Origin of the sequence: Vibrio sp. Vb0304, assembly GCF_033338995.1 — a bacterium.
Classification (GTDB): domain Bacteria; phylum Pseudomonadota; class Gammaproteobacteria; order Enterobacterales; family Vibrionaceae; genus Vibrio; species Vibrio alginolyticus.
Window position 1 is genome coordinate 187,466 of sequence record NZ_JAWOTT010000004.1, and the last position, 20,875, is coordinate 208,340.

The window sequence follows — 20,875 nt, forward strand, 5'->3', positions numbered from 1 at the left end:
GCGTCCTGGAGGATTCGAACCTCCGACCGCCTGGTTCGTAGCCAGGTACTCTATCCAGCTGAGCTAAGGACGCGCAGATCTTCTTGCTAAGAAGTTGTGAAGTAAATCACATTCATTTCTTACGAAACAAAAAAAAGGCCATCGGGCCAGTCAATGAATGGCGGTGAAGGAGGGATTCGAACCCTCGATACGGGATAAACCGTATACTCCCTTAGCAGGGGAGCGCCTTCAGCCTCTCGGCCACCTCACCGTTTTCATTGTTATATCTCAAAAGAGATATGGCGCGTCCTGGAGGATTCGAACCTCCGACCGCCTGGTTCGTAGCCAGGTACTCTATCCAGCTGAGCTAAGGACGCACTTTTTGTTGATAAATCAACGTTGCAAGAATGGCGGTGAAGGAGGGATTCGAACCCTCGATACGGGATAAACCGTATACTCCCTTAGCAGGGGAGCGCCTTCAGCCTCTCGGCCACCTCACCGTCTTGCGGAGGCACATATTACGTTTTACCGAAAATATGTCAAACACTTTCTTTGAAAAAATCTACGAAACTGGCTTAACCGTTGCTGATTTAATCAAAGTGACTATTAAACGAACTTTATCACTCTATTATGATGAAAAAAGAGAGTCTTCTCTGAAAAAAAGACATTTATTTTCAAATAACTTTCTGAAGTTCGAATCAACATTATTGATGAATTCACAGCCATACTCAACACAATAGTTTCTGCAAATTTTCAAAAACAGTAAAAACTAAAAAGGCCAACCCTTCGGTTAGCCTTTTTCATTCAAACTAAGCTCTGTAAACAGGAGCGACTTAGTAGTTACCTGAAGCAACGTTGCCATTGCCTTTTTCAGCTTGAATGCGCATGTAGATTTCTTCACGGTGAACTGAAACCTCTTTCGGAGCGTTAACGCCGATACGCACTTGGTTACCTTTAACACCTAGTACAGTTACAGTCACTTCATCACCAATCATCAGTGTTTCGCCTACGCGGCGAGTCAAAATTAGCATTCTTTGCTCCTTGAGTAATCTCTAAATTTTCTTGCTACAAAGCTATTATCCAACAAAAGTTATATTTTCGTAAACTACCTTGTTAGCGAAAATCAGCCTAAAAAGGCATGTTTTTGTTGAATGTTTAATGCTTCACTAGACGTAATGTAAGCATCATGCAGAATGTTTGCTGCTGTATCCACACATTCGGGTGCTAAAACTAGCATCATAGTGAGTGCATTCGTTGCGCTGAAATTGATCTCAATATCTCGCTTTGCCAACAAATCGCATGCGTGCTCTACCATTCCATTGGCCTCAAGCCCCACTGCGGTCAACAGGCTTACCACTTCACTATTACGGATTTTGTCGCTGAACACCAGATCGAACTTGGCACATGCATCTTGTTTTATCATGATGCCTGCCCGTTCTGTTTCCTCGATCACATTCCAAATGTCGATACCCAACATCTGACATTGTTTTGTAGCACTAGATAAATGTTCTTTATCGACTTCGATTATGGCAAGGTCACGTTGAATGGCTATACCAGAGACGGCTTGATTGCCTAACTCCCCCTTTACCAGACTGCCTTCATTAACATCAAATGTCGAAAGCACGCGCAGTGGCACATTATTCTTCCATGCAAATTGCACTGAAGGTAAATGTAATACTTTCGCGCCTCGGCTTGCCATCGCTTCCATGGAAGGAAAATCGATAACCGCCAATTTTCGCGCGTTTTTCACTACACGTGGGTCACAAGTATAAATACCATCAACGTCGGTAAAGATTTGACACTCATCAGCGCGCAATGCGCCTGCCAGTGCCACAGCGCTCGTATCTGAGCCACCTCGACCTAATGTGGTGATATCCCCGTTCTCATTCACACCTTGAAAGCCTGCAACAATCACGATTTGGTCTTGCTCAAGCAATCCCAGAATTGTCTTAGTATCAATGTGTTTAATCGTTGCGTCATTGTGTTGATTATCCGTCACAATATTCGCCTGTGCTCCGGTAAGCGAGCGTGCAGCATGACCCAATTTATTGAGTGTCATTGCTAACAGTGCCATTGACACTTGCTCACCAGCAGAGAGCAAAACATCAAGTTCTCGAGCTGTAGGCACGCTATCTATCTGTTTAGCGAGGTCCATCAGTCTGTTTGTTTCGCCTGACATTGCAGACACGACAACAACAACTTGATTGCCATCATTTTTCGCCTTAATGATGTGTTCAGCAACTTGGTGGATTCTTTCAATTGAACCCACGGAGGTTCCGCCAAACTTTTGCACGATAAGGGGCTTTTTCACCAGTCTTCACCTTCCCAAGACCGAAGTCTCTTTAGAACTGCTTACATCGTCAGTATTTCCTTTTAGAAAAATTATATAAGCAGTAGTTACAACAAAAACCAAATAGCCTAAATGACTCGGTTAACTTTTGGTCAATTAAACCACTTGGCTGCTAAAAAAAATTACGCTCAATCAAAGAAACTTGATTGAGCGTAATTTTAGTAGTTAAAAGCTTATAAGCGCTCTTCTAACCAAGGCTGAACTGTTTTAATTGCCTCTGGTAGTGCGGCTACATCAGTACCACCAGCTTGAGCCATGTCAGGACGACCACCGCCCTTACCACCGACTTGCTCAGCAATCATCTTAACTAGATCACCAGCTTTTACTTTACCAGTTAGATCTTTAGTCACACCAGCAATCAGGCCAACCTTGTCACCTGTTACGTTGGCAAGCAGTACGACACCAGACCCCATTTGGTTCTTGATGTCATCAACCATAGTACGTAGGTTCTTGCTGTCAGCACCTTCAAGAGCTGCGACTAGAACTTTTGTACCATTGACTTCAACCGCTTTGCCCATGATGTTAGCGCTTTCTGCTGCCGCCATCTTATCTTTTAGCTTCTGCACTTCTTTCTCTAGCGCTTTTGCTTTCTGTGCAGATTCTGCCAGTTTCTCTTCATACTTCGCGTTTTGAGCTTCAATCGCGTCTAATGCAGCCTCGCCTGTTACCGCCTCAATACGTCGAATACCTGCAGCAATGCCGCTTTCTGAAGTGATTTTGAATAGGCCAATATCACCTGTGCTTGATGCGTGAATACCACCGCAAAGCTCTGTCGAGAAGTCACCCATAGACAGTACGCGTACTTCGTCATCGTACTTCTCGCCGAATAGAGCCATTGCGCCTTTCTTCTTAGCTGACTCAATGTCCATCACGTTGGTTTCAATCGTGTGGTTGCGACGAATTTGCGCGTTAACTAGACGCTCAACTTCTTTCAGTTCTGCTGCAGTTACGGCTTCTAGATGCGAGAAGTCGAAACGTAGGTTGTCTGCCTTCACCAATGAGCCTTTCTGCGTTACGTGCTCACCTAAAACTTGGCGTAGTGCTGCGTGTAGCAAGTGCGTTGCTGAGTGGTTTAGAGAGATAGCTGCGCGACGCTCTGCGTCAACGATAGTTGCTACTTCATCACCTTTCGCTAGAACGCCTTCTGCCATTACACCGTGGTGCGCGATTGCGTTACCTAGTTTTTGAGTGTCCTCAACGTGGAATACACCAGACTCAGTACGGATTTCACCAGCGTCACCACATTGACCACCTGACTCTGCGTAGAATGGTGTCTCACCAAGCACGATGATTGCTTTGTCGCCTGCAGATAGAGATTCTACTTCGTTGCCTTCAACGAACATCGCCGCTACAGAGCTAGAGCCTTTAGTACCTGTGTAACCACAGAATTCTGTTTGCGTATCAACTTTGATTGCTGCGTTGTAGTCAGTACCGAAGTTACCCGCTTCACGCGCACGTTGACGCTGCTCTTCCATCGCTTTCTCGAAACCTTCTTCGTCGATTGCGAACTCACGCTCACGTGCTACGTCGTTAGTTAAGTCAGCTGGGAAGCCGTAAGTATCGTAAAGTTTAAATACGGTTTCGCCGTCTAGTACTTTACCGTCTAGGTTATCTAGTGCTTCGTTTAGAATCGCCATACCGCGCTCAAGTGTACGACCAAAGTTTTCTTCTTCGATACGCAGTACTTTTTCAACCACAGCTTGTTGACGCTTCAGCTCTTCACCAGCCGTACCCATGATGTCAGCTAGAACGCCAACCAACTTGTGGAAGAATGCACCTTGTGCGCCCAGCTTGTTACCGTGACGAACTGCACGACGGATGATACGGCGTAATACGTAACCTCGACCTTCGTTTGAAGGCATAACGCCATCCACGATCAGGAATGAACATGAACGGATGTGGTCAGCGATAACGCGTAGTGATTGGTTTGATAGGTCTTCGTAACCGATCACTTCTGCTGCTGCTTTGATAAGAGCTTGGAATACATCAATTTCGTAGTTTGAGTGAACGCCCTGCATGATTGCAGAGATACGCTCGATACCCATACCAGTATCTACCGATGGTTTTGGTAGCGGTTCCATAGTGCCGTCTGCGTGACGGTTGAACTGCATGAATACGTTGTTCCAGATCTCGATGAAACGGTCACCATCTTCTTCAGGCGTGCCAGGACGGCCACCCCAGATGTGCTCACCGTGATCGTAGAAGATTTCAGTACATGGACCACAAGGGCCAGTGTCGCCCATTTGCCAGAAGTTATCAGACTCATACGGCTTGCCGCCTTCTTTATCACCAATGCGAACAATACGATCAGCGGGCACGCCAACTTTCTTGTTCCAGATGTCAAACGCTTCGTCATCGGTTTCGTAAACAGTTACCAATAAACGATCCGCTGGCAGTTTAAGAACTTCGGTTAGGAATTCCCAAGCAAAGGAGATCGCATCTTCTTTGAAGTAATCGCCAAAGCTGAAGTTGCCTAACATTTCAAAGAATGTGTGGTGACGAGCAGTGAAGCCAACATTTTCTAGGTCGTTATGTTTACCACCTGCACGTACGCAACGCTGAGCCGTAGTCGCTCGAGTGTAGGCTCGTTTTTCTAAGCCTAAGAAACAATCTTTAAATTGGTTCATACCTGCGTTTGTGAACAGCAGGGTTGGGTCGTTATGTGGAACTAACGATGAACTTTCTACGATTTGGTGTCCTTTGCTCTCAAAGAACTTGAGGAACGCGTTACGAACCTCATCAGTGCTCATGTACATGCAGCTCTTCCTGAAAATAGTCGAGTTAGAATTTTGCCGTATTGTAGATCATGCAAACAGCTGAGACTAGTTTTCTTGAGGAAAAGAGGGAGTAGGAGAAAAAATTTGAAGCAAAACAAAAATCAGTGCGGACGACTGACCGTTAATCTTCATCCTCAAAGCTCAGCGCGTAGCTGATTTGGTCAAAACTGTAGCCGCGATACTGCAGAAAACGAACTTGTTTTGCGTACTCTTTTTGGTCTTTGGCTTTAATACCTTTGAATTTCTTTTCTGCCGCCTGTTTAGCCAGTTCAAACCAATCTTGCGGCTCTTCAGCCATAGCTTGCTCAATCACCGATTCCGCAACACGCTTCTGGTTTAACTCTTGACGAATTCGACGCTCTCCATGTCCTTTGTATACATGCTGTCTAATTTGACTCTTCGCGTAACGTAAATCATCTAAATAGTTATGGTCTAGGCAAAAATTAATTGCGATGTCGATGTCTGATTCTTCATAGCCCTTCATCGATAATTTTTGGTAAAGCTCATACTGACCATGATCGCGACGGCTAAGCAATTGTATAGCAGCCTCTTTGCTCGATAATGTTGGCGCCTGGCGTTTTTGGTACATGATGATCCTAAAAGTATTTTTGCTGTACAGGCTCTCAATGGCCTTTGTGATAATTCGATTTTTGATTTCAATAGATACAACAAAGCCCCGCATTGCAGGGCTTTGTCATTTATTAATCTATGAGAGATTAAAACTCTTCAGCTTGCTCTGGCGCTTCACCAGCTTCAGGCGCTTCCGCAAGTGCTGGCGCTAGCAACATTTCACGCAGTTTTGTATCGATAGTTTTAGCCACTTCAGGGTGCTCACGCAGGTAGTTACATGCATTCGCTTTACCTTGACCAATCTTATCGCCATTGTAGCTATACCAAGCACCGGCTTTTTCAACTAACTTGTGCTTCACACCTAGATCGACAAGTTCACCTTCGCGGTTAAAGCCTTGGCCGTACATGATTTGTGTGTTTGCTTCTTTAAATGGTGCTGCAATCTTATTCTTAACAACTTTGATGCGCGTTTCGTTACCTACGACTTCGTCACCTTCTTTGATTGCGCCAGTACGACGGATATCTAGACGAACAGAAGCGTAGAACTTAAGTGCGTTACCACCTGTTGTTGTTTCTGGGTTACCAAACATCACACCAATCTTCATACGGATTTGGTTGATGAAGATACACATACAGTTAGACTGCTTTAGGTTACCCGTTAGCTTACGCATTGCTTGAGAAAGCATACGTGCTTGCAGACCCATGTGGCTATCGCCCATTTCGCCTTCGATTTCTGCTTTCGGTGTTAGTGCTGCGACAGAGTCGACAACCATAACATCGATAGCACCAGAACGTGCAAGTGCGTCACAGATCTCTAGCGCTTGCTCACCTGTGTCTGGCTGAGAAACTAGCAATGCATCGATATCAACGCCAAGTTTCTTCGCGTATACAGGATCTAGAGCGTGCTCTGCATCGATAAACGCACACGTTTTGCCTTCACGTTGCGCAGCAGCAATAAGCTCAAGCGTTAATGTTGTTTTACCTGAAGATTCTGGGCCGTAGATTTCTACGATACGACCCATTGGTAGACCACCAGCACCCAAAGCGATATCAAGAGAAAGAGAACCCGTTGAGATGGTTTCTACGTCCATTGCGCGGTTATCACCAAGGCGCATGATAGAGCCTTTACCGAATTGCTTTTCAATTTGACCTAGCGCAGCGGCGAGCGCTTTCTGTTTGTTCTCATCCATTACTTTCTCCGATTTATTCATCTTCTTTGGGCGACGAATAGTAATTCATTTTTCTTAAGCAGAAGAACTGCTCAGCAATGAAAGTTATTATACTGTTGATTCATACAGTGTCCATACCTGTATGAAAAAAATTTGGCTGACCTAAAGTCATGATTTGCTCTAGCCCTTATCAATGCTGGGCTAAAACAAGTTAAGAAATTCTAGAGCAGATGTTGATACAATTGAGTCAACGCGTGCTCGACCGCTTTTTTGCGAACTTCTGCACGGTCACCAGAGAAATGCATGGTTTCTACTTGCTGCCAACTTTGGTTATCAGCAAAAGCAAAGCAGACCATACCGACTGGTTTCTCTTCACTGCCACCACCCGGCCCTGCAATACCACTGATGGATACACCGATGGTGGCATTTGAGTTTTTAATTGCACCCTGTACCATTTCAATCACAACTGGCTCACTCACTGCACCATGCGCTTCTAACGTTGAAGCTTGCACACCAAGCATCTCCATTTTCGCTTCATTACTGTAGGTGACAAACGCACGGTCAAGCCACGCTGAACTACCAGCAATGTCAGTAATGGCGGTTGCAACACCACCACCAGTGCATGATTCTGCGGTCGTTAAAACATGCCCGTGTTTAGCCAATAATGCGCCTAAATCGGCACTCAATTTTGTTGTTTTTTCCATAGCCAAAATGCCCTTTGTCTCTTTTTACTTGATAGGGATTCACGTATCCTAAGCCGCTACGGAAATAAACAAAAGAACTTACCTGTGAAAGCTGAACAAAAACACACTCCGATGATGCAGCAATACCTCAAGCTAAAAGCTGAGAACCCAGAGATTTTGCTGTTCTACCGCATGGGCGATTTCTACGAACTCTTTTACGATGATGCCAAGCGAGCTTCTCAGCTTCTTGATATTTCATTGACCAAACGTGGTGCGTCTGCAGGTGAACCTATCCCAATGGCGGGTGTGCCATTTCACGCCGTAGAGGGCTACCTGGCAAAACTTGTTCAGCTTGGTGAGTCTGTGGCGATCTGTGAACAGATTGGCGATCCGGCCACCAGCAAGGGCCCGGTAGAACGTAAAGTTGTGCGTATCGTGACACCAGGTACTGTGACGGATGAAGCGCTGCTTTCTGAGCGTGTCGATAACTTAATCGCAGCAATTTACCATCACAACGGTAAGTTCGGTTATGCGACGCTGGATGTCACCTCTGGTCGCTTCCAACTGACAGAACCAGAAACTGAAGAAGCGATGACAGCCGAGCTTCAACGCACTGCACCACGTGAGCTACTGTTCCCAGAAGATTTTGAACCTGTACATTTAATGGCGAGCCGCAATGGTAACCGTCGTCGCCCAGTCTGGGAGTTTGAGCTTGATACGGCTAAGCAACAACTCAATCAACAATTTGGCACAAAAGATCTGGTTGGTTTTGGTGTAGAACATGCGTCCTTAGGGCTGTGTGCTGCTGGTTGTTTGATCCAGTACGTAAAAGATACTCAACGTACGGCTTTACCTCATATTCGCTCTTTAACGTTTGATCATCAGGATCAATCCGTCATCCTTGATGCTGCTACCCGACGTAATCTGGAAATTACTCAAAATCTAGCAGGCGGAACCGATAACACGCTCGCTGCAGTACTCGACCATTGTGCAACTCCGATGGGCAGCCGAATGCTGAAGCGTTGGTTGCATCAGCCTATGCGTTGCATTGAAACGTTAAACAATCGCCTTGATGCGATTGGTGAGATTAAAGAACAAGCTCTGTTTGCCGATCTTCAACCAACGTTAAAGCAAATTGGTGATATTGAACGTATCTTAGCGCGCCTTGCATTACGCTCTGCTCGCCCTCGCGATATGGCTAGACTTCGCAATGCCATGCAACAGCTACCAGAGCTAGAATCTGTCACCGCTTCTTTGACCCATCCGTACCTAACGAAATTGGCGAAGTATGCAGCTCCGATTGACGAAGTATGTGACCTGTTAGAGCGCGCGATTAAAGAAAATCCGCCGGTTGTTATTCGTGATGGTGGCGTCATCGCTGAAGGCTACAATGCGGAGCTCGATGAATGGCGAAAATTGGCAGACGGTGCAACAGAATATCTTGAGCAGCTTGAGCGAGATGAGCGTGAACGACACGGTATCGATACGCTTAAAGTAGGCTACAACAACGTTCATGGCTTCTTTATCCAAGTAAGCCGTGGCCAGAGCCATTTGGTTCCACCGCATTATGTACGTCGCCAAACACTCAAAAACGCTGAACGCTACATCATCCCAGAGCTTAAGGAACACGAAGACAAAGTACTTAACTCGAAATCTAAAGCGTTAGCACTTGAGAAACAGTTGTGGGAAGAACTGTTTGATCTATTGATGCCAAACCTTGAGAAGCTGCAAAACCTAGCTTCTGCCCTGTCTCAACTGGATGTATTACAAAACCTAGCAGAGCGTGCAGATTCGTTAGATTACTGCCGCCCAACGCTTGTGAAAGACGCAGGAATTCACATTCAAGCTGGTCGTCATCCAGTCGTAGAACAAGTAACAACAGAGCCGTTCATCGCGAACCCAATTGAGCTTAACCCAGCCCGTAAGATGTTGATCATCACCGGTCCAAACATGGGTGGTAAATCAACCTACATGCGTCAAACTGCGCTGATTGCATTGATGGCACATATCGGCTCTTATGTACCGGCAGAATCCGCACAGATTGGTTCTTTAGATCGTATATTTACTCGTATTGGTGCGTCAGATGATCTTGCATCTGGCCGCTCGACCTTCATGGTAGAAATGACCGAAACAGCCAATATTCTTCACAACGCAACTAAGAACAGTTTGGTGCTAATGGATGAAATCGGACGCGGTACTAGTACTTACGACGGTCTCTCTTTAGCTTGGGCAAGTGCGGAATGGCTCGCAACACAAATTGGTGCGATGACCCTATTTGCAACTCACTACTTCGAATTAACAGAGTTACCGAACCAACTGCCAAGCTTAGCGAACGTTCACTTGGATGCCGTAGAACATGGAGACAGCATTGCCTTTATGCACGCAGTTCAAGAAGGCGCGGCAAGTAAGTCTTACGGCTTGGCTGTTGCGGGCTTAGCTGGCGTACCAAAAACGGTCATCAAAAATGCGCGTAACAAGCTATCTCAGCTAGAGCAACTGGGGCAAAACAGTGACACACCGCGTCCAAGTGCAGTAGATGTGGCTAACCAGTTGAGCCTGATTCCAGAGCCTAGCGAGGTCGAACAAGCTCTGTCAGGTATTGATCCTGACGACTTAACGCCACGCCAAGCTCTTGAAGAGCTGTATCGCTTGAAAAGGATGCTGTAAATAGACTCACACCAAGGAGCAAAAAAGAAAAAAGGCTATGGGGAACCATAGCCTTTTGCGTATCTAGTGGAATACGGATTATTTAATCATCTTCTACGTTAAACAAGTTTTCCATATTCAAACCTTGTTTGATTAGGACTTCACGAAGACGACGTAAACCTTCCACTTGTATTTGACGTACTCGCTCACGTGTCAGACCAATCTCTCGACCAACTTCTTCCAGCGTCGAAGGCTCGTAGCCTAGTAGGCCGAAGCGACGTGCAAGCACTTCTTTCTGTTTCGGATTCAACTCTTCTAACCAATGAATCAACGATGATTTGATGTCGTCATCTTGAGTCGAAACTTCTGGATCAGAGTTGTTTGCATCAGGAATAATATCCAGCAGCGCTTTCTCACCGTCACCACCGATTGGCGTGTCGACAGAGCTAATACGCTCATTAAGGCGTAACATTTTGCTTACGTCTTCGACTGGAATATCTAATTGAGCAGCAATTTCTTCTGCGGTCGGTTCGTGATCGAGCTTTTGAGAAAGTTCACGCGCAGTACGCAGATAAATGTTCAGCTCTTTCACTACGTGGATAGGTAGACGGATCGTGCGAGTTTGGTTCATCAACGCTCGCTCTATCGTTTGTCGGATCCACCACGTTGCGTAAGTAGAGAAACGGAAACCACGTTCTGGGTCGAATTTTTCGACCGCTCGGATCAAGCCGAGGTTACCTTCTTCAATCAGATCGAGTAGTGCTAGACCACGGTTACTGTATCGACGAGAAATCTTAACAACCAAACGTAGGTTACTTTCGATCATACGTTTGCGTGCCGCTTCGTCGCCACGTAGGGCGCGTCTTGCGTAAAGCACTTCTTCTTCGGCAGTAAGTAAAGGTGAGAAGCCAATTTCGCCCAAATACAACTGAGTTGCATCTAAGCTTTTACTGCTCGCGTCAAATTCTTCACGCGCAGTCGCTTTGCTTTCTGTGGATGATGATCTTTCGAGTTCGTTATCAATGGTCTTCACTGACGCATTGTCAAATGCAAACTCTTCAACTTTGGTTACTGTGTTGCTGATACTCATAACGCCTCCCCCTGGCGAGTTAGCAAGACATGACAACTCAATATGTCGCTAAATGATGTCGCAAGTTGTTTTTCAAAGTTTTAAGGCAAATAGCGTTTTGGATTCACTGATTTACCTTGATAGCGAATTTCAAAGTGTAGTTTGACCGACTTTGCACCTGAACTACCCATGGTGGCGATTTTTTGTCCGCTTTTTACGCTTTGTCCTTCTGTGACCAGCAGTTTGTCATTATGTGCGTATGCGCTTAAATAATTGTCGTTATGCTTTACTATAATTAAGTTGCCATAACCTCGTAGCGCATTGCCTGAATAAACGACTGTGCCGGCTGCGGTTGAAACGATAGGTTGACCACGCTGTCCTGCGATGTCGATACCTTTATTTCCCTGTTCTCCCGCCGAAAAGTTCTTGATTACTCTCCCTTTTGTTGGCCACAACCACTTTGAGACTTTATCACTCTTTGCTGTGGTAGTTGGCGCTTTTTGCTTCACTTTTTGGTTATCTTTTGAACCAACATACTCCTTTGTTTTCGATTGTTCAACCTTCTTTGGAGGCTGTTTTTGTACGACTTTAGGCTTAGTCTCTGTAGGTTTTTGACTAGAGTTTTTACTCGAAGGTTTAGGTTTAGAGGCTGTTGATGTTTTCGTCACTGGAGCTGGGGGGGTCGTAACAACAGGAGCCACAACGGGTTCAACTTTTTGACCATATTTAGGGGCGACATATTTCGGAGCCCAAAGTTTTAGCCTCTGTCCTGGGTAGATAGTGTAAGGCTGAGTTAACTCATTGTAACGAACAAGATCATTTACATCTTTATCTGTGACATAAGCTATGAAGTAAAGCGTATCGCCTTTTTTTACCTCATAATAACTCCCTCTGTAACTCCCTCTTTCAAGGCTTGAATAGTCTTTTTTTAGGCTAGAGACAGGTGCAGGGGAATGCGCTGCACAACCAACTAGTCCTGCAGCAAACACAAAGCTAATACCAATATGACGTAGTAACTTATTCACCTATCCCTAACCCTTAAGCTAAATCACCCGCAACCAGAGGTACGAACCGAACCATTTCTACAACGGTAGAGAGATATTCGTCTCCCTTACGCTCTATTTTTAATAACTGTTGTTCCGTATCTCCAACAGGAATGACCATTTTGCCGCCATCTCTTAATTGTGAGAGAAGAGCTTGGGGAATCACTTCAGCGGCAGCGGTAACAATGATAGCATCGAAAGGACCTCTCGCTTCCCAGCCCTGCCACCCATCAGCATGCTTAGTTGAAACATTGTAAATATCCAATTGCTTCAGGCGACGCTTTGCTTCCCATTGCAACGATTTAATTCGCTCAACGGAGTATACATGATCAACAATTTGCGCCAGTACCGCAGTTTGATAACCCGATCCCGTTCCGATTTCCAGAACACGACTCGCCGACTCTAGCTCAAGCAACTCGGTCATACGAGCAACGATATAAGGCTGAGAAATAGTTTGTCCCTGACCAATTGGTAACGCATTGTTATCATAGGCTTGGTGCATCATCGCTTGAGAAACAAAGCTTTCTCGTGGCAAGCGTTGGATAGCATCCAGAACTCTTTGGTCTTTGATGCCACTGGAGATAAGAAACGCTATCAACCTGTCAGCATGTGGGTTACTCATTACTTCTCTTCCTTTAACCAACTATCCATAGCACGCAGCGACTCGTGAGCGGTGAGATCAACTTGCAGAGGCGTCATTGAAACTCGGCCATGCTCAATTGCATAAAAGTCCGTGCCCTCTCCTGCATCTTGCTCCTTTCCTGGTGGCCCTAACCAATAAATGTCATGGCCTCTCGGATCTTTCTGCTTGATCATATTCTCTGCGTGATGACGTGCACCTAAACGCGTAACTTCAATTTCACCTAAATTCTCTGATGGTAAGTCAGGCACGTTTACGTTCAGTAGACGATTCGTTGGAATCGGCGACGCTAAATGCTGTTGTACAATTTGACGTGCAATTTTAGCGGCGGATTCGAAATGTCGCTTACCCACTAGTGAAAAAGCCACCGACTGAACGCCAAGGAAATGACCTTCCATGGCGGCTGCTACTGTTCCAGAATAAAGAACATCATCACCCAAATTAGCGCCATGGTTGATTCCTGACAGAACAAGATCAGGCAAATCATCTTTCATTAGCTCATTCAGCGCGAAATGCACACAATCCGTGGGCGTGCCTTGCACTGAGTAGATATTTGGGGCAATTTCAGTCACGCGTAATGGTTGTTCTAATGTGAGTGAATTCGAAGCACCTGAACGATTTCGATCAGGTGCGACAATGGTCACTTCGGCGATATCTCTCAACTCATCAGCGAGGGCATGAATCCCTTGTGCATGAACACCATCATCATTGCTGATTAAGACTCTTAAGGGCTTCGGGTTTCGTGAATCCTGTTCCATTAGTATTCTCTTTCTACTTCAACCTCATTAACTAACTCACGAACAATAGAGGTCGCAAAAGATCCCGCATCCAGTGAGAAAGTCAGCGTAATGTTGTTACCTTCAACCGTCCAAGCTAAATCTTTTGGCTTCAGCGCAATATCGCGACGATCGTGGCGCATGCGATTACCACGAATCAGCGCCATGAGGTCAGGCTCTTCGTCTAAAAACGGTTGCTCTAATGCCAGAGCCTCGGCTTGAGTAGGCAGTGCATTATCGCCAGCAAGCGCAGCGGTAATTGCCGCTTCACCTTGTGCAAATTGCACTTGCAAATCAGTGATGTTGTTTGCATCAATCAACTGAGTGCCAGAATTCGTCTGTGCAATGTCACCATCAATGAACTTATCAAACACACCATTCTCTAGACGAGCTGAAACGATGCGGTTGAAAATCCACGAACGAGCCGCTGATAAATACATGCTGCGCTTGTTTTGATTGCGGGTACGAACGTTTTCGCGTCCCCATCGACGTGCTTCTTCAAGGTTGTTACCATCGTTACCAAAACGCTGACTACCAAAGTAGTTTGGCACGCCAACTTGTTTCACTTTTTCAAGACGTTGCTCTACATCCGCTATATCTGTCACTTCAGACAAAGTAACCACGAACTCGTTCCCTACTAGGTCACCAGGACGCAGTTTTTTATTGTGACGATCTGTTGCAAGGATTTCGATACTTGGGTATTGAGCCAAAAACGCTGAAAAATCTGGCGTTTCACCTTTCGGTAAATGGACACTTAACCACTGTTCCGTCACCGCATGACGGTCTTTAAGACCCGCCCAGCTAACGTCTTTCGACTTAACACCACAGGCTTTTGCTAACTCGTTAGCAACGAAGCTGGTGTTCTCGCCCGTTTTACGGATACGAACCATTAAGTGCTCGCCTTCGCCCGTAAAGGCAAAACCTAAATCTTCGCGAACCTGAAAATGCTCTGGCTGCGCTTTGATTTTTGCCGATGCAATTGGCTTACCTGTTAGGTAAGCCAATGAAGATAAAATGTCTGACATGATGTGTTTCCGCTGATATCACAGCTTAGAGGAGCAAATTGCTAGTTATTGCTTAAACAGAAGTACAACGGCTTCCGTTGCAATGCCTTCTTTGCGTCCAGTAAAACCGAGACGTTCTGTCGTCGTCGCTTTTACGTTAATGTTACTAATATCGGTTTCTAGGTCTTCGGCAATCGCCGCACACATTGCGTCAATGTGTGGTGCCATTTTAGGCGCTTGTGCCATGATGGTTACATCAGCATTGCCAAGACGGTAGCCTTGCTCTTTGACTCGACGGTAAACGTCTTTCAGTAGTTCACGACTGTTTGCGCCTTTCCATTTATCATCCGTATCTGGGAAATGACGACCAATATCGCCGGCAGCAATCGCGCCCAACAGAGCATCCGTTAACGCATGCAACGCTACATCGCCGTCTGAGTGTGCAATCAAACCTTGCTCATAAGGGATTGCTACACCACCAATAATGACAGGGCCTTCACCACCGAATTTATGTACATCGAAACCATGACCAATTCGAATCATTTTCTATCCTTTCTTTATTCGCCGCGCTCACGGCTTAGATAAAACTCGGCTAACGCAAGGTCTTCTGGCTGAGTGATTTTTATATTGTTCGCATTCCCTTGAACTAAGGCTGGCTTCTCGCCTAACCACTCCAAAGCCGAGGCTTCATCAGTAATAGTTACACCCTGTTCTAATGCGTCAGCCAGTGCTTGAGTAAGCTGCTGAGTTTTAAACATTTGTGGAGTAAGTGCATGCCACAATGCTTCTCTATCTACCGTATGTTCGATATCTTGTACTGCGTTTGCTCGCTTCATTGTATCTCTCACAGGAGATGCGAGAATGCCACCCGTTGAGCGGGCGCAGCAAACATCAATCAAACGGTCAATGTCGGATGTTAATACACATGGCCTTGCAGCATCGTGGACTAACACCCACTCGCTTTCCAGATGCTCATTGACATAGTTTAGCCCTGATAACACAGAGTCTGCTCTTTCTTTACCACCAGCTACACGAATCACATCTGGGTGCTTAGCAATGGACAATTCTGGGTAATATGGGTCGCCGTCAGTAATGGCAACGACCACCTTAGAAATATTTGGGTGAGAAAGCAGTTTCTCTACGGTATGTTCCAGTACCGCCTTACCTTCGATCAATAAATATTGCTTAGGGCGATCTGCCTTCATTCTGCTACCCACACCAGCAGCAGGCACAATTGCGATATGCGATGAGTTCATATCCAACATTTTAATGGTTTTCCTCACCTATAATGCGGTAAAAAGTCTCGCCATCTTTAACTAAACCGAGCTCATGACGCGCACGTTCTTCAATCGCATCAAGACCTTGCCTTAAATCATCAATCTCAGCGAACATTTCATTGTTGCGAGCTTGTAGCTTGCTGTTCACTTGTTGCTGAACTTCAATTTCATCTTTTACTGTGTAGTAGTCAGACACTCCGTTTTTACCAAACCATAGAGTGTATTGAAGCAAGCCAAACAGTAGCGTAAGGGCTATAACAAAGATTCGCATATCGCTGCTAACATTCTGTACCGGAAGGAATTAGATAAGGTGACATATATAGCATAAATGCGAGGTTGCCTCTAGGGGAGAAAGGGAGACTCACACGCTCCTTACAAGAAATAAGCAGCAAAATGAAACAAGCTCATGGGAAGCGAACCTTACCCATGACCAAAGTAAGACCCCAAAATACAAATCTATAAATACAAAAAAACGCCGTAGCGAGGGTTTCAAAAAGCTATTTAGCGAAACTTTACTCAATAAGAATTAAGCTTGACCTTTTACTTCTTTGAGACCACTTCCTTGAAACATGGAGGAGTGCGCTCACTTAGCGCTTCCGTTGTATAAAAAAACGCCCCGCAAGTGTGAGGCGTTTTCAAAAGCTTTAAGTTAAGCCGTTAACTCAGTTAAGAATTAAGCTTGATCTTTAACTTCTTTAAGACCGCTTCCTTGAAACATGGAGGAGCGCGCTCACTTAGCGCTTCCGTTATATAAAAAAACACCCCGCCAAAGCAGGGTGTTTTAAAAGCTTTAAGTTAAGCTGCTAATTCAGTGAAGAATTAAGCTTGACCTTTAACTTCTTTAAGACCGTTGAAAGGAGCGCGCTCACCTAGAGCTTCCTCGATACGGATTAGCTGGTTGTACTTAGCAACACGGTCAGAACGGCTCATAGAACCAGTTTTGATTTGACCTGCTGCTGTACCTACCGCTAGGTCAGCGATAGTTGCATCTTCAGTTTCGCCAGAACGGTGAGAGATTACTGCTGTGTAACCTGCGTCTTTAGCCATCTTGATTGCAGCTAGAGTCTCAGTTAGAGAACCGATTTGGTTGAACTTGATAAGGATAGAGTTAGCTACGCCTTTCTCGATACCTTCAGCAAGGATCTTAGTGTTAGTAACGAATAGATCGTCACCTACTAGTTGAAGCTTGTCACCTAGTAGTTCTGTTTGGTGCTTGAAGCCATCCCAGTCAGACTCGTCTAGACCGTCTTCGATAGAAACGATTGGGAATTGGTTAGCTAGCTCAGCTAGGTAGTGGTTGAACTCTTCAGAAGTGAAAGTTTTACCTTCGCCTTTCATGTTGTAGATGCCAGCTTCTTTGTCGAAGAACTCAGATGCAGCACAGTCCATAGCTAGAGTTACGTCTTTACCTAGTTCGTAACCAGCAGCTGCAACAGCTTCTGCGATAACTTCTAGAGCTTCAGCGTTAGATTTAAGGTTAGGAGCGAAACCACCTTCATCACCAACTGCAGTGCTGTAGCCTTTAGACTTAAGAACTTTAGCTAGGTTGTGGAATACTTCTGCACCGATACGTAGACCTTCTTTAAGAGTCTTAGCGCCAACTGGTTGGATCATGAACTCTTGGATGTCAACGTTGTTGTCTGCGTGCTCACCACCGTTGATGATGTTCATCATTGGTAGAGGCATAGAGAACTGACCTGCAGTGCCGTTTAGCTCAGCGATGTGCTCGTATAGAGGCATGCCTTTCGCAGCAGCAGCAGCTTTAGCGTTTGCTAGAGAAACAGCTAGGATAGCGTTAGCACCGAATTTAGATTTGTTTTCAGTGCCGTCTAGTTCGATCATTACTGCGTCGATTGCAGCTTGGTCTTTAGCGTCTTTGCCAACTAGAGCTTCAGCGATTGGGCCGTTTACAGCTTCAACTGCTTTAAGAACACCTTTACCTAGGAAACGTGCTTTGTCACCGTCACGTAGCTCAAGAGCTTCGCGAGAACCAGTAGATGCGCCAGATGGAGCTGCCGCCATACCTACGAAACCGCCTTCTAGGTGTACTTCAGCTTCTACAGTTGGGTTACCACGTGAGTCGATGATTTCACGACCTAGAACTTTAACGATCTTAGACATTAATGTTTCCTCTCGTTTCAAATATAAATGTCAATCTTAAAGGGCAGCAGCACAACCTTCGCCGCCGCCCGTATCCTTTTACTTCTCGAATTCGCCGCGTGCGTTTTGGCCCGCAGCCTTAACAAAACCTGCAAACAATGGATGTCCATCGCGAGGAGTCGAGGTGAATTCTGGGTGGAACTGAGCCGCTACAAACCATGGGTGAGCTGGGTTCTCAATCATTTCCACTAACTTCTTGTCCGCAGATAGACCTGATACTTTTAGGCCTGCTTTTTCGATTTGCGGACGAAGCACGTTATTCACTTCGTAACGGTGACGGTGACGTTCATGGATCGTCGCGCTACCGTACAGTTCACGAGCTTTAGTCCCTTTCTCTAGGTGACACAGCTGTGAACCAAGACGCATCGTACCGCCTAGGTCAGACTTTTCAGTACGCTCTTCTACGCTACCTGATTCGTCTACCCACTCTGTGATCAAACCTACCACAGGGTACTTAGTCTCTTTGTTAAATTCTGTTGAATGTGCACCTTCCATACCCGCAACGTTACGCGCGTATTCGATTAGTGCAACTTGCATACCCAAACAAATACCTAGGTAAGGCACGTTATTTTCACGTGCATATTGAGCCGCACGGATCTTGCCTTCAATACCACGATCGCCGAAGCCACCTGGTACTAGGATTGCGTCCAAACCTTCTAGAAGTTCAACGCCTTTTGTTTCGATATCTTGTGAGTCTACATACTTAATTGTGACGCTTAGACGGTTTTTCAAGCCAGCGTGTTTAAGCGCTTCGTTCACAGATTTGTATGCATCTGGTAATTCAATGTATTTACCAACCATACCGATGGTTACTTCACCAGTAGGATTTGCTTCTTCGTAGATAACCTGTTCCCATTCAGAAAGGTCTGCTTCAGGAGCAGTAATACCAAAGCGAGCACACACAAGGTCATCTAGCCCTTGAGATTTAATCAACTGAGGGATCTTGTAGATAGAGTCTACATCCTTCATTGAAATTACTGCTTTTTCTGGAACATTACAGAACAGTGCGATTTTTTTACGCTCATTCGCAGGAATAACGCGATCGCTACGGCAAACTAGGATGTCTGGCTGAATACCGATAGATAGAAGTTCTTTTACAGAGTGTTGCGTCGGCTTAGTTTTCACTTCGCCCGCTGCCGCTAGGTAAGGAACAAGTGTTAGGTGCATGAACATTGCGCGCTCACGGCCTAGCTCAACAGCTAGCTGACGAATCGCTTCCATAAATGGTAGTGATTCGATATCACCAACAGTACCGCCAACTTCAACAATAGCCACATCATGGCCTTCAGAACCTGCAATAACGCGATCTTTGATTGCGTTAGTGATATGAGGGATAACTTGAATAGTTGCGCCTAGGTAGTCACCACGACGTTCTTTACGAAGTACGTCGGCATAAACACGACCTGCAGTGAAGTTGTTACGCTTGGTCATCTTGGTACGGATGAAACGCTCGTAGTGACCAAGGTCAAGGTCAGTCTCTGCGCCATCTTCTGTAACGAACACTTCACCGTGCTGAGTAGGGCTCATTGTGCCCGGGTCAACGTTGATGTAAGGGTCAAGCTTCATCATAGTCACTTTAAGACCACGAGCTTCTAGAATAGCCGCAAGAGATGCTGCTGCAATACCTTTACCTAGAGAGGATACAACCCCGCCAGTAACAAAAATGTAATTTGTCGTCATGTTTAACCTGAAATTGGTTGAATGAGGGAAATGGAGTGCTTCTGGACGGGAGATAAATATACCAGAAGCTCCTTACCGCCACAACGTGAAATCTATCACACCGTAATTTTTTATTTTTTGCTTCAAATCAAAGTGAGCAAAGACAAACCAAAGTCCGTTTTCGTGTAACCAAACAAGCTGACCTTATATTATGTATTCTGCCAGTTTACCTCTGCCTCGATTCTTCTTGTTTTACTTCATCCCAAAAATGGTCAAGTTCTGATAAAGAACAATCTGTAAGTACTTTGCCTGACTGCTGAACCTTGCCTTCAACTTGTTTAAAACGTCGCGCAAACTTTACGTTTGCTTTTCCTAGCGCGACTTCTGGGTTTTTATCAAGGTGGCGAGCCAAATTGACAGTCGCAAATAGCAAATCACCGAGTTCCAACTCAACTTTCTCTTCATCGGGCTGAACTTGCAGTGCCTCTTCCATGACTTCGTCAATTTCTTCTCGTACTTTATCGACAACCGGGCCAAGTGAATCCCAATCAAACCCAAATTTTGCACATTTTTTCTGAATTTTTGTAGCACGAGAAAGTGCCGGTAAAGAGTTTGGTATTGAGTCTAGGATACTTTCTTCCGCTTTGCCTACTAGGGCTTTTTCTTTTGCTTTTTCCGCTTCCCAGTTCGCGTTAATTTCCTCGTCAGATTCAAACTCAACATCTGAAAAAACATGCGGGTGGCGACGAGTCAGTTTTTCGTTCACGGTTTCGACGACATCCGAAAAGTCGAACAGCTCTTGCTCTTTCGCTAGCTGACTGTAAAAAATCACCTGAAACAACAAATCCCCTAGCTCTTCTTTTAGATTGGGCCAATCTCGATTTTGAATCGCGTCCACCACCTCGTAGGTTTCTTCTATTGTATGCGGAACGATGGTGTCAAAGGTTTGTTTTAAGTCCCAAGGGCAACCGTTTTCGGGGTCACGCAGCTTCGCCATGATTTGTTCTAACTGTTCAATTGGATGACTCATTTTTTGTTCCTTTAAACCTTTCTATTAAAGAAAAAGGTGAGCA

18 protein-coding genes and 4 tRNA genes are annotated in these 20,875 nt (G+C 45.4%); 1 reads left to right on the forward strand and 21 read right to left on the reverse strand.

All coding sequences use genetic code 11. The annotated features are described in order from the left end of the window. The 10 genes from R7P35_RS08825 to pncC all read right to left on the reverse strand — a co-directional run bounded on the left by R7P35_RS08825 (position 1) and on the right by pncC (position 7,549). Positions 1-73 (reverse strand) — tRNA-Arg (locus tag R7P35_RS08825). A gap of 85 nt (positions 74-158) precedes the next feature. Further along, positions 159-250, reverse strand: a tRNA-Ser gene (locus R7P35_RS08830). Positions 251-279: 29 nt separating this feature from the next. Further along, a tRNA-Arg gene (locus tag R7P35_RS08835) sits at positions 280-356 on the reverse strand. A gap of 31 nt (positions 357-387) precedes the next feature. Continuing rightward, positions 388-479: transfer RNA gene (locus tag R7P35_RS08840), tRNA-Ser, on the reverse strand. 333 nt (positions 480-812) lie between these two features. After that, the gene (gene csrA, locus R7P35_RS08845) at positions 813-1,010 is read right to left on the reverse strand and encodes a carbon storage regulator CsrA (protein WP_004415691.1); all 198 of its coding nucleotides are present in this window, start codon (positions 1,008-1,010) and stop codon (positions 813-815) included. Between the two features lie 92 nt (positions 1,011-1,102). After that, positions 1,103-2,290 (reverse strand): aspartate kinase, encoded by a 1,188-nt coding sequence (locus tag R7P35_RS08850; RefSeq protein WP_005383803.1) that lies wholly within the window; start codon positions 2,288-2,290, stop codon positions 1,103-1,105. A gap of 212 nt (positions 2,291-2,502) precedes the next feature. Further along, positions 2,503-5,085 (reverse strand): alanine--tRNA ligase, encoded by a 2,583-nt coding sequence (alaS, locus tag R7P35_RS08855; protein WP_054575397.1) that lies wholly within the window; start codon positions 5,083-5,085, stop codon positions 2,503-2,505. A gap of 142 nt (positions 5,086-5,227) precedes the next feature. Continuing rightward, positions 5,228-5,695, reverse strand: a complete 468-nt coding sequence (gene recX / locus R7P35_RS08860) for a recombination regulator RecX (RefSeq protein ID WP_017633543.1) — start codon at positions 5,693-5,695, stop codon at positions 5,228-5,230. 127 nt (positions 5,696-5,822) lie between these two features. Beyond that, the gene (recA, locus tag R7P35_RS08865) at positions 5,823-6,866 is read right to left on the reverse strand and encodes a recombinase RecA (protein ID WP_005380874.1); all 1,044 of its coding nucleotides are present in this window, start codon (positions 6,864-6,866) and stop codon (positions 5,823-5,825) included. Positions 6,867-7,066: 200 nt separating this feature from the next. Next, positions 7,067-7,549 carry a nicotinamide-nucleotide amidase gene (gene pncC / locus R7P35_RS08870; protein WP_005383794.1) on the reverse strand — a complete coding sequence of 161 codons (483 nt, stop codon included), beginning with the start codon at positions 7,547-7,549 and terminating at the stop codon, positions 7,067-7,069. Positions 7,550-7,633: 84 nt separating this feature from the next. Between pncC and mutS the strand changes: the two genes are divergently transcribed. After that, positions 7,634-10,195, forward strand: coding sequence for a DNA mismatch repair protein MutS (gene mutS, locus R7P35_RS08875; RefSeq protein ID WP_064354301.1), 2,562 nt, complete (start codon positions 7,634-7,636; stop codon positions 10,193-10,195). An 82-nt stretch (positions 10,196-10,277) separates the two neighbouring features. On the opposite strand, the gene rpoS is transcribed toward mutS, so the two are convergent. The 11 genes from rpoS to mazG all read right to left on the reverse strand — a co-directional run bounded on the left by rpoS (position 10,278) and on the right by mazG (position 20,832). Then, entirely contained in the window at positions 10,278-11,264 is a 987-nt protein-coding gene (gene rpoS / locus R7P35_RS08880; RefSeq protein ID WP_005380887.1) for an RNA polymerase sigma factor RpoS, read from the reverse strand. 80 nt (positions 11,265-11,344) lie between these two features. Next, positions 11,345-12,268 carry a peptidoglycan DD-metalloendopeptidase family protein gene (locus tag R7P35_RS08885; RefSeq protein WP_017633546.1) on the reverse strand — a complete coding sequence of 308 codons (924 nt, stop codon included), beginning with the start codon at positions 12,266-12,268 and terminating at the stop codon, positions 11,345-11,347. 13 nt (positions 12,269-12,281) lie between these two features. After that, on the reverse strand, positions 12,282-12,908 hold the full coding sequence (locus R7P35_RS08890; protein WP_033907436.1) for a protein-L-isoaspartate(D-aspartate) O-methyltransferase: 627 nt from the start codon (positions 12,906-12,908) through the stop codon (positions 12,282-12,284). Then, complete coding sequence (gene surE, locus R7P35_RS08895) at positions 12,908-13,684, reverse strand: 5'/3'-nucleotidase SurE (protein ID WP_005380894.1); 777 nt, start codon at positions 13,682-13,684, stop codon at positions 12,908-12,910. The genes R7P35_RS08890 and surE overlap by 1 nt, the downstream gene beginning before the upstream one ends. Next, positions 13,684-14,727: a tRNA pseudouridine(13) synthase TruD gene (gene truD, locus R7P35_RS08900; protein WP_213908002.1), complete on the reverse strand. Its 1,044-nt coding sequence runs from the start codon at positions 14,725-14,727 to the stop codon at positions 13,684-13,686. The genes surE and truD overlap by 1 nt, the downstream gene beginning before the upstream one ends. 45 nt (positions 14,728-14,772) lie before the next feature. Continuing rightward, a complete protein-coding gene (gene ispF, locus R7P35_RS08905; RefSeq protein ID WP_005380896.1) occupies positions 14,773-15,249 on the reverse strand; it encodes a 2-C-methyl-D-erythritol 2,4-cyclodiphosphate synthase in 477 nt (158 codons plus the stop codon). Positions 15,250-15,263: 14 nt separating this feature from the next. Further along, positions 15,264-15,971 carry a 2-C-methyl-D-erythritol 4-phosphate cytidylyltransferase gene (gene ispD / locus R7P35_RS08910; protein ID WP_213908003.1) on the reverse strand — a complete coding sequence of 236 codons (708 nt, stop codon included), beginning with the start codon at positions 15,969-15,971 and terminating at the stop codon, positions 15,264-15,266. A 1-nt stretch (position 15,972) separates the two neighbouring features. Then, positions 15,973-16,254 (reverse strand): cell division protein FtsB, encoded by a 282-nt coding sequence (gene ftsB / locus R7P35_RS08915; protein WP_005380907.1) that lies wholly within the window; start codon positions 16,252-16,254, stop codon positions 15,973-15,975. Between the two features lie 548 nt (positions 16,255-16,802). Next, the gene (gene eno, locus R7P35_RS08920; RefSeq protein WP_005383785.1) at positions 16,803-18,104 is read right to left on the reverse strand and encodes a phosphopyruvate hydratase; all 1,302 of its coding nucleotides are present in this window, start codon (positions 18,102-18,104) and stop codon (positions 16,803-16,805) included. A 78-nt stretch (positions 18,105-18,182) separates the two neighbouring features. Further along, positions 18,183-19,823, reverse strand: a complete 1,641-nt coding sequence (locus R7P35_RS08925) for a CTP synthase (RefSeq protein WP_021034029.1) — start codon at positions 19,821-19,823, stop codon at positions 18,183-18,185. A gap of 205 nt (positions 19,824-20,028) precedes the next feature. Continuing rightward, positions 20,029-20,832 (reverse strand): nucleoside triphosphate pyrophosphohydrolase, encoded by an 804-nt coding sequence (mazG, locus tag R7P35_RS08930; protein WP_005383780.1) that lies wholly within the window; start codon positions 20,830-20,832, stop codon positions 20,029-20,031. Positions 20,833-20,875: the final 43 nt, after the last annotated feature.

What these genes read in the sequence shown, in the direction of transcription:
- csrA (WP_004415691.1), bottom strand. Translation starts at nt 1,010, where the DNA reads ATGCTAATTTTGACTCGCCGCGTAGGCGAAACACTGATGATTGGTGAT.
- alaS (WP_054575397.1), bottom strand. Translation starts at nt 5,085, where the DNA reads ATGTACATGAGCACTGATGAGGTTCGTAACGCGTTCCTCAAGTTCTTT.
- recX (WP_017633543.1), bottom strand. Translation starts at nt 5,695, where the DNA reads ATGTACCAAAAACGCCAGGCGCCAACATTATCGAGCAAAGAGGCTGCT.
- recA (WP_005380874.1), bottom strand. Translation starts at nt 6,866, where the DNA reads ATGGATGAGAACAAACAGAAAGCGCTCGCCGCTGCGCTAGGTCAAATT.
- pncC (WP_005383794.1), bottom strand. Translation starts at nt 7,549, where the DNA reads ATGGAAAAAACAACAAAATTGAGTGCCGATTTAGGCGCATTATTGGCT.
- rpoS (WP_005380887.1), bottom strand. Translation starts at nt 11,264, where the DNA reads ATGAGTATCAGCAACACAGTAACCAAAGTTGAAGAGTTTGCATTTGAC.
- R7P35_RS08890 (WP_033907436.1), bottom strand. Translation starts at nt 12,908, where the DNA reads ATGAGTAACCCACATGCTGACAGGTTGATAGCGTTTCTTATCTCCAGT.
- surE (WP_005380894.1), bottom strand. Translation starts at nt 13,684, where the DNA reads ATGGAACAGGATTCACGAAACCCGAAGCCCTTAAGAGTCTTAATCAGC.
- truD (WP_213908002.1), bottom strand. Translation starts at nt 14,727, where the DNA reads ATGTCAGACATTTTATCTTCATTGGCTTACCTAACAGGTAAGCCAATT.
- ispF (WP_005380896.1), bottom strand. Translation starts at nt 15,249, where the DNA reads ATGATTCGAATTGGTCATGGTTTCGATGTACATAAATTCGGTGGTGAA.
- ispD (WP_213908003.1), bottom strand. Translation starts at nt 15,971, where the DNA reads ATGTTGGATATGAACTCATCGCATATCGCAATTGTGCCTGCTGCTGGT.
- ftsB (WP_005380907.1), bottom strand. Translation starts at nt 16,254, where the DNA reads ATGCGAATCTTTGTTATAGCCCTTACGCTACTGTTTGGCTTGCTTCAA.
- eno (WP_005383785.1), bottom strand. Translation starts at nt 18,104, where the DNA reads ATGTCTAAGATCGTTAAAGTTCTAGGTCGTGAAATCATCGACTCACGT.
- R7P35_RS08925 (WP_021034029.1), bottom strand. Translation starts at nt 19,823, where the DNA reads ATGACGACAAATTACATTTTTGTTACTGGCGGGGTTGTATCCTCTCTA.
- mazG (WP_005383780.1), bottom strand. Translation starts at nt 20,832, where the DNA reads ATGAGTCATCCAATTGAACAGTTAGAACAAATCATGGCGAAGCTGCGT.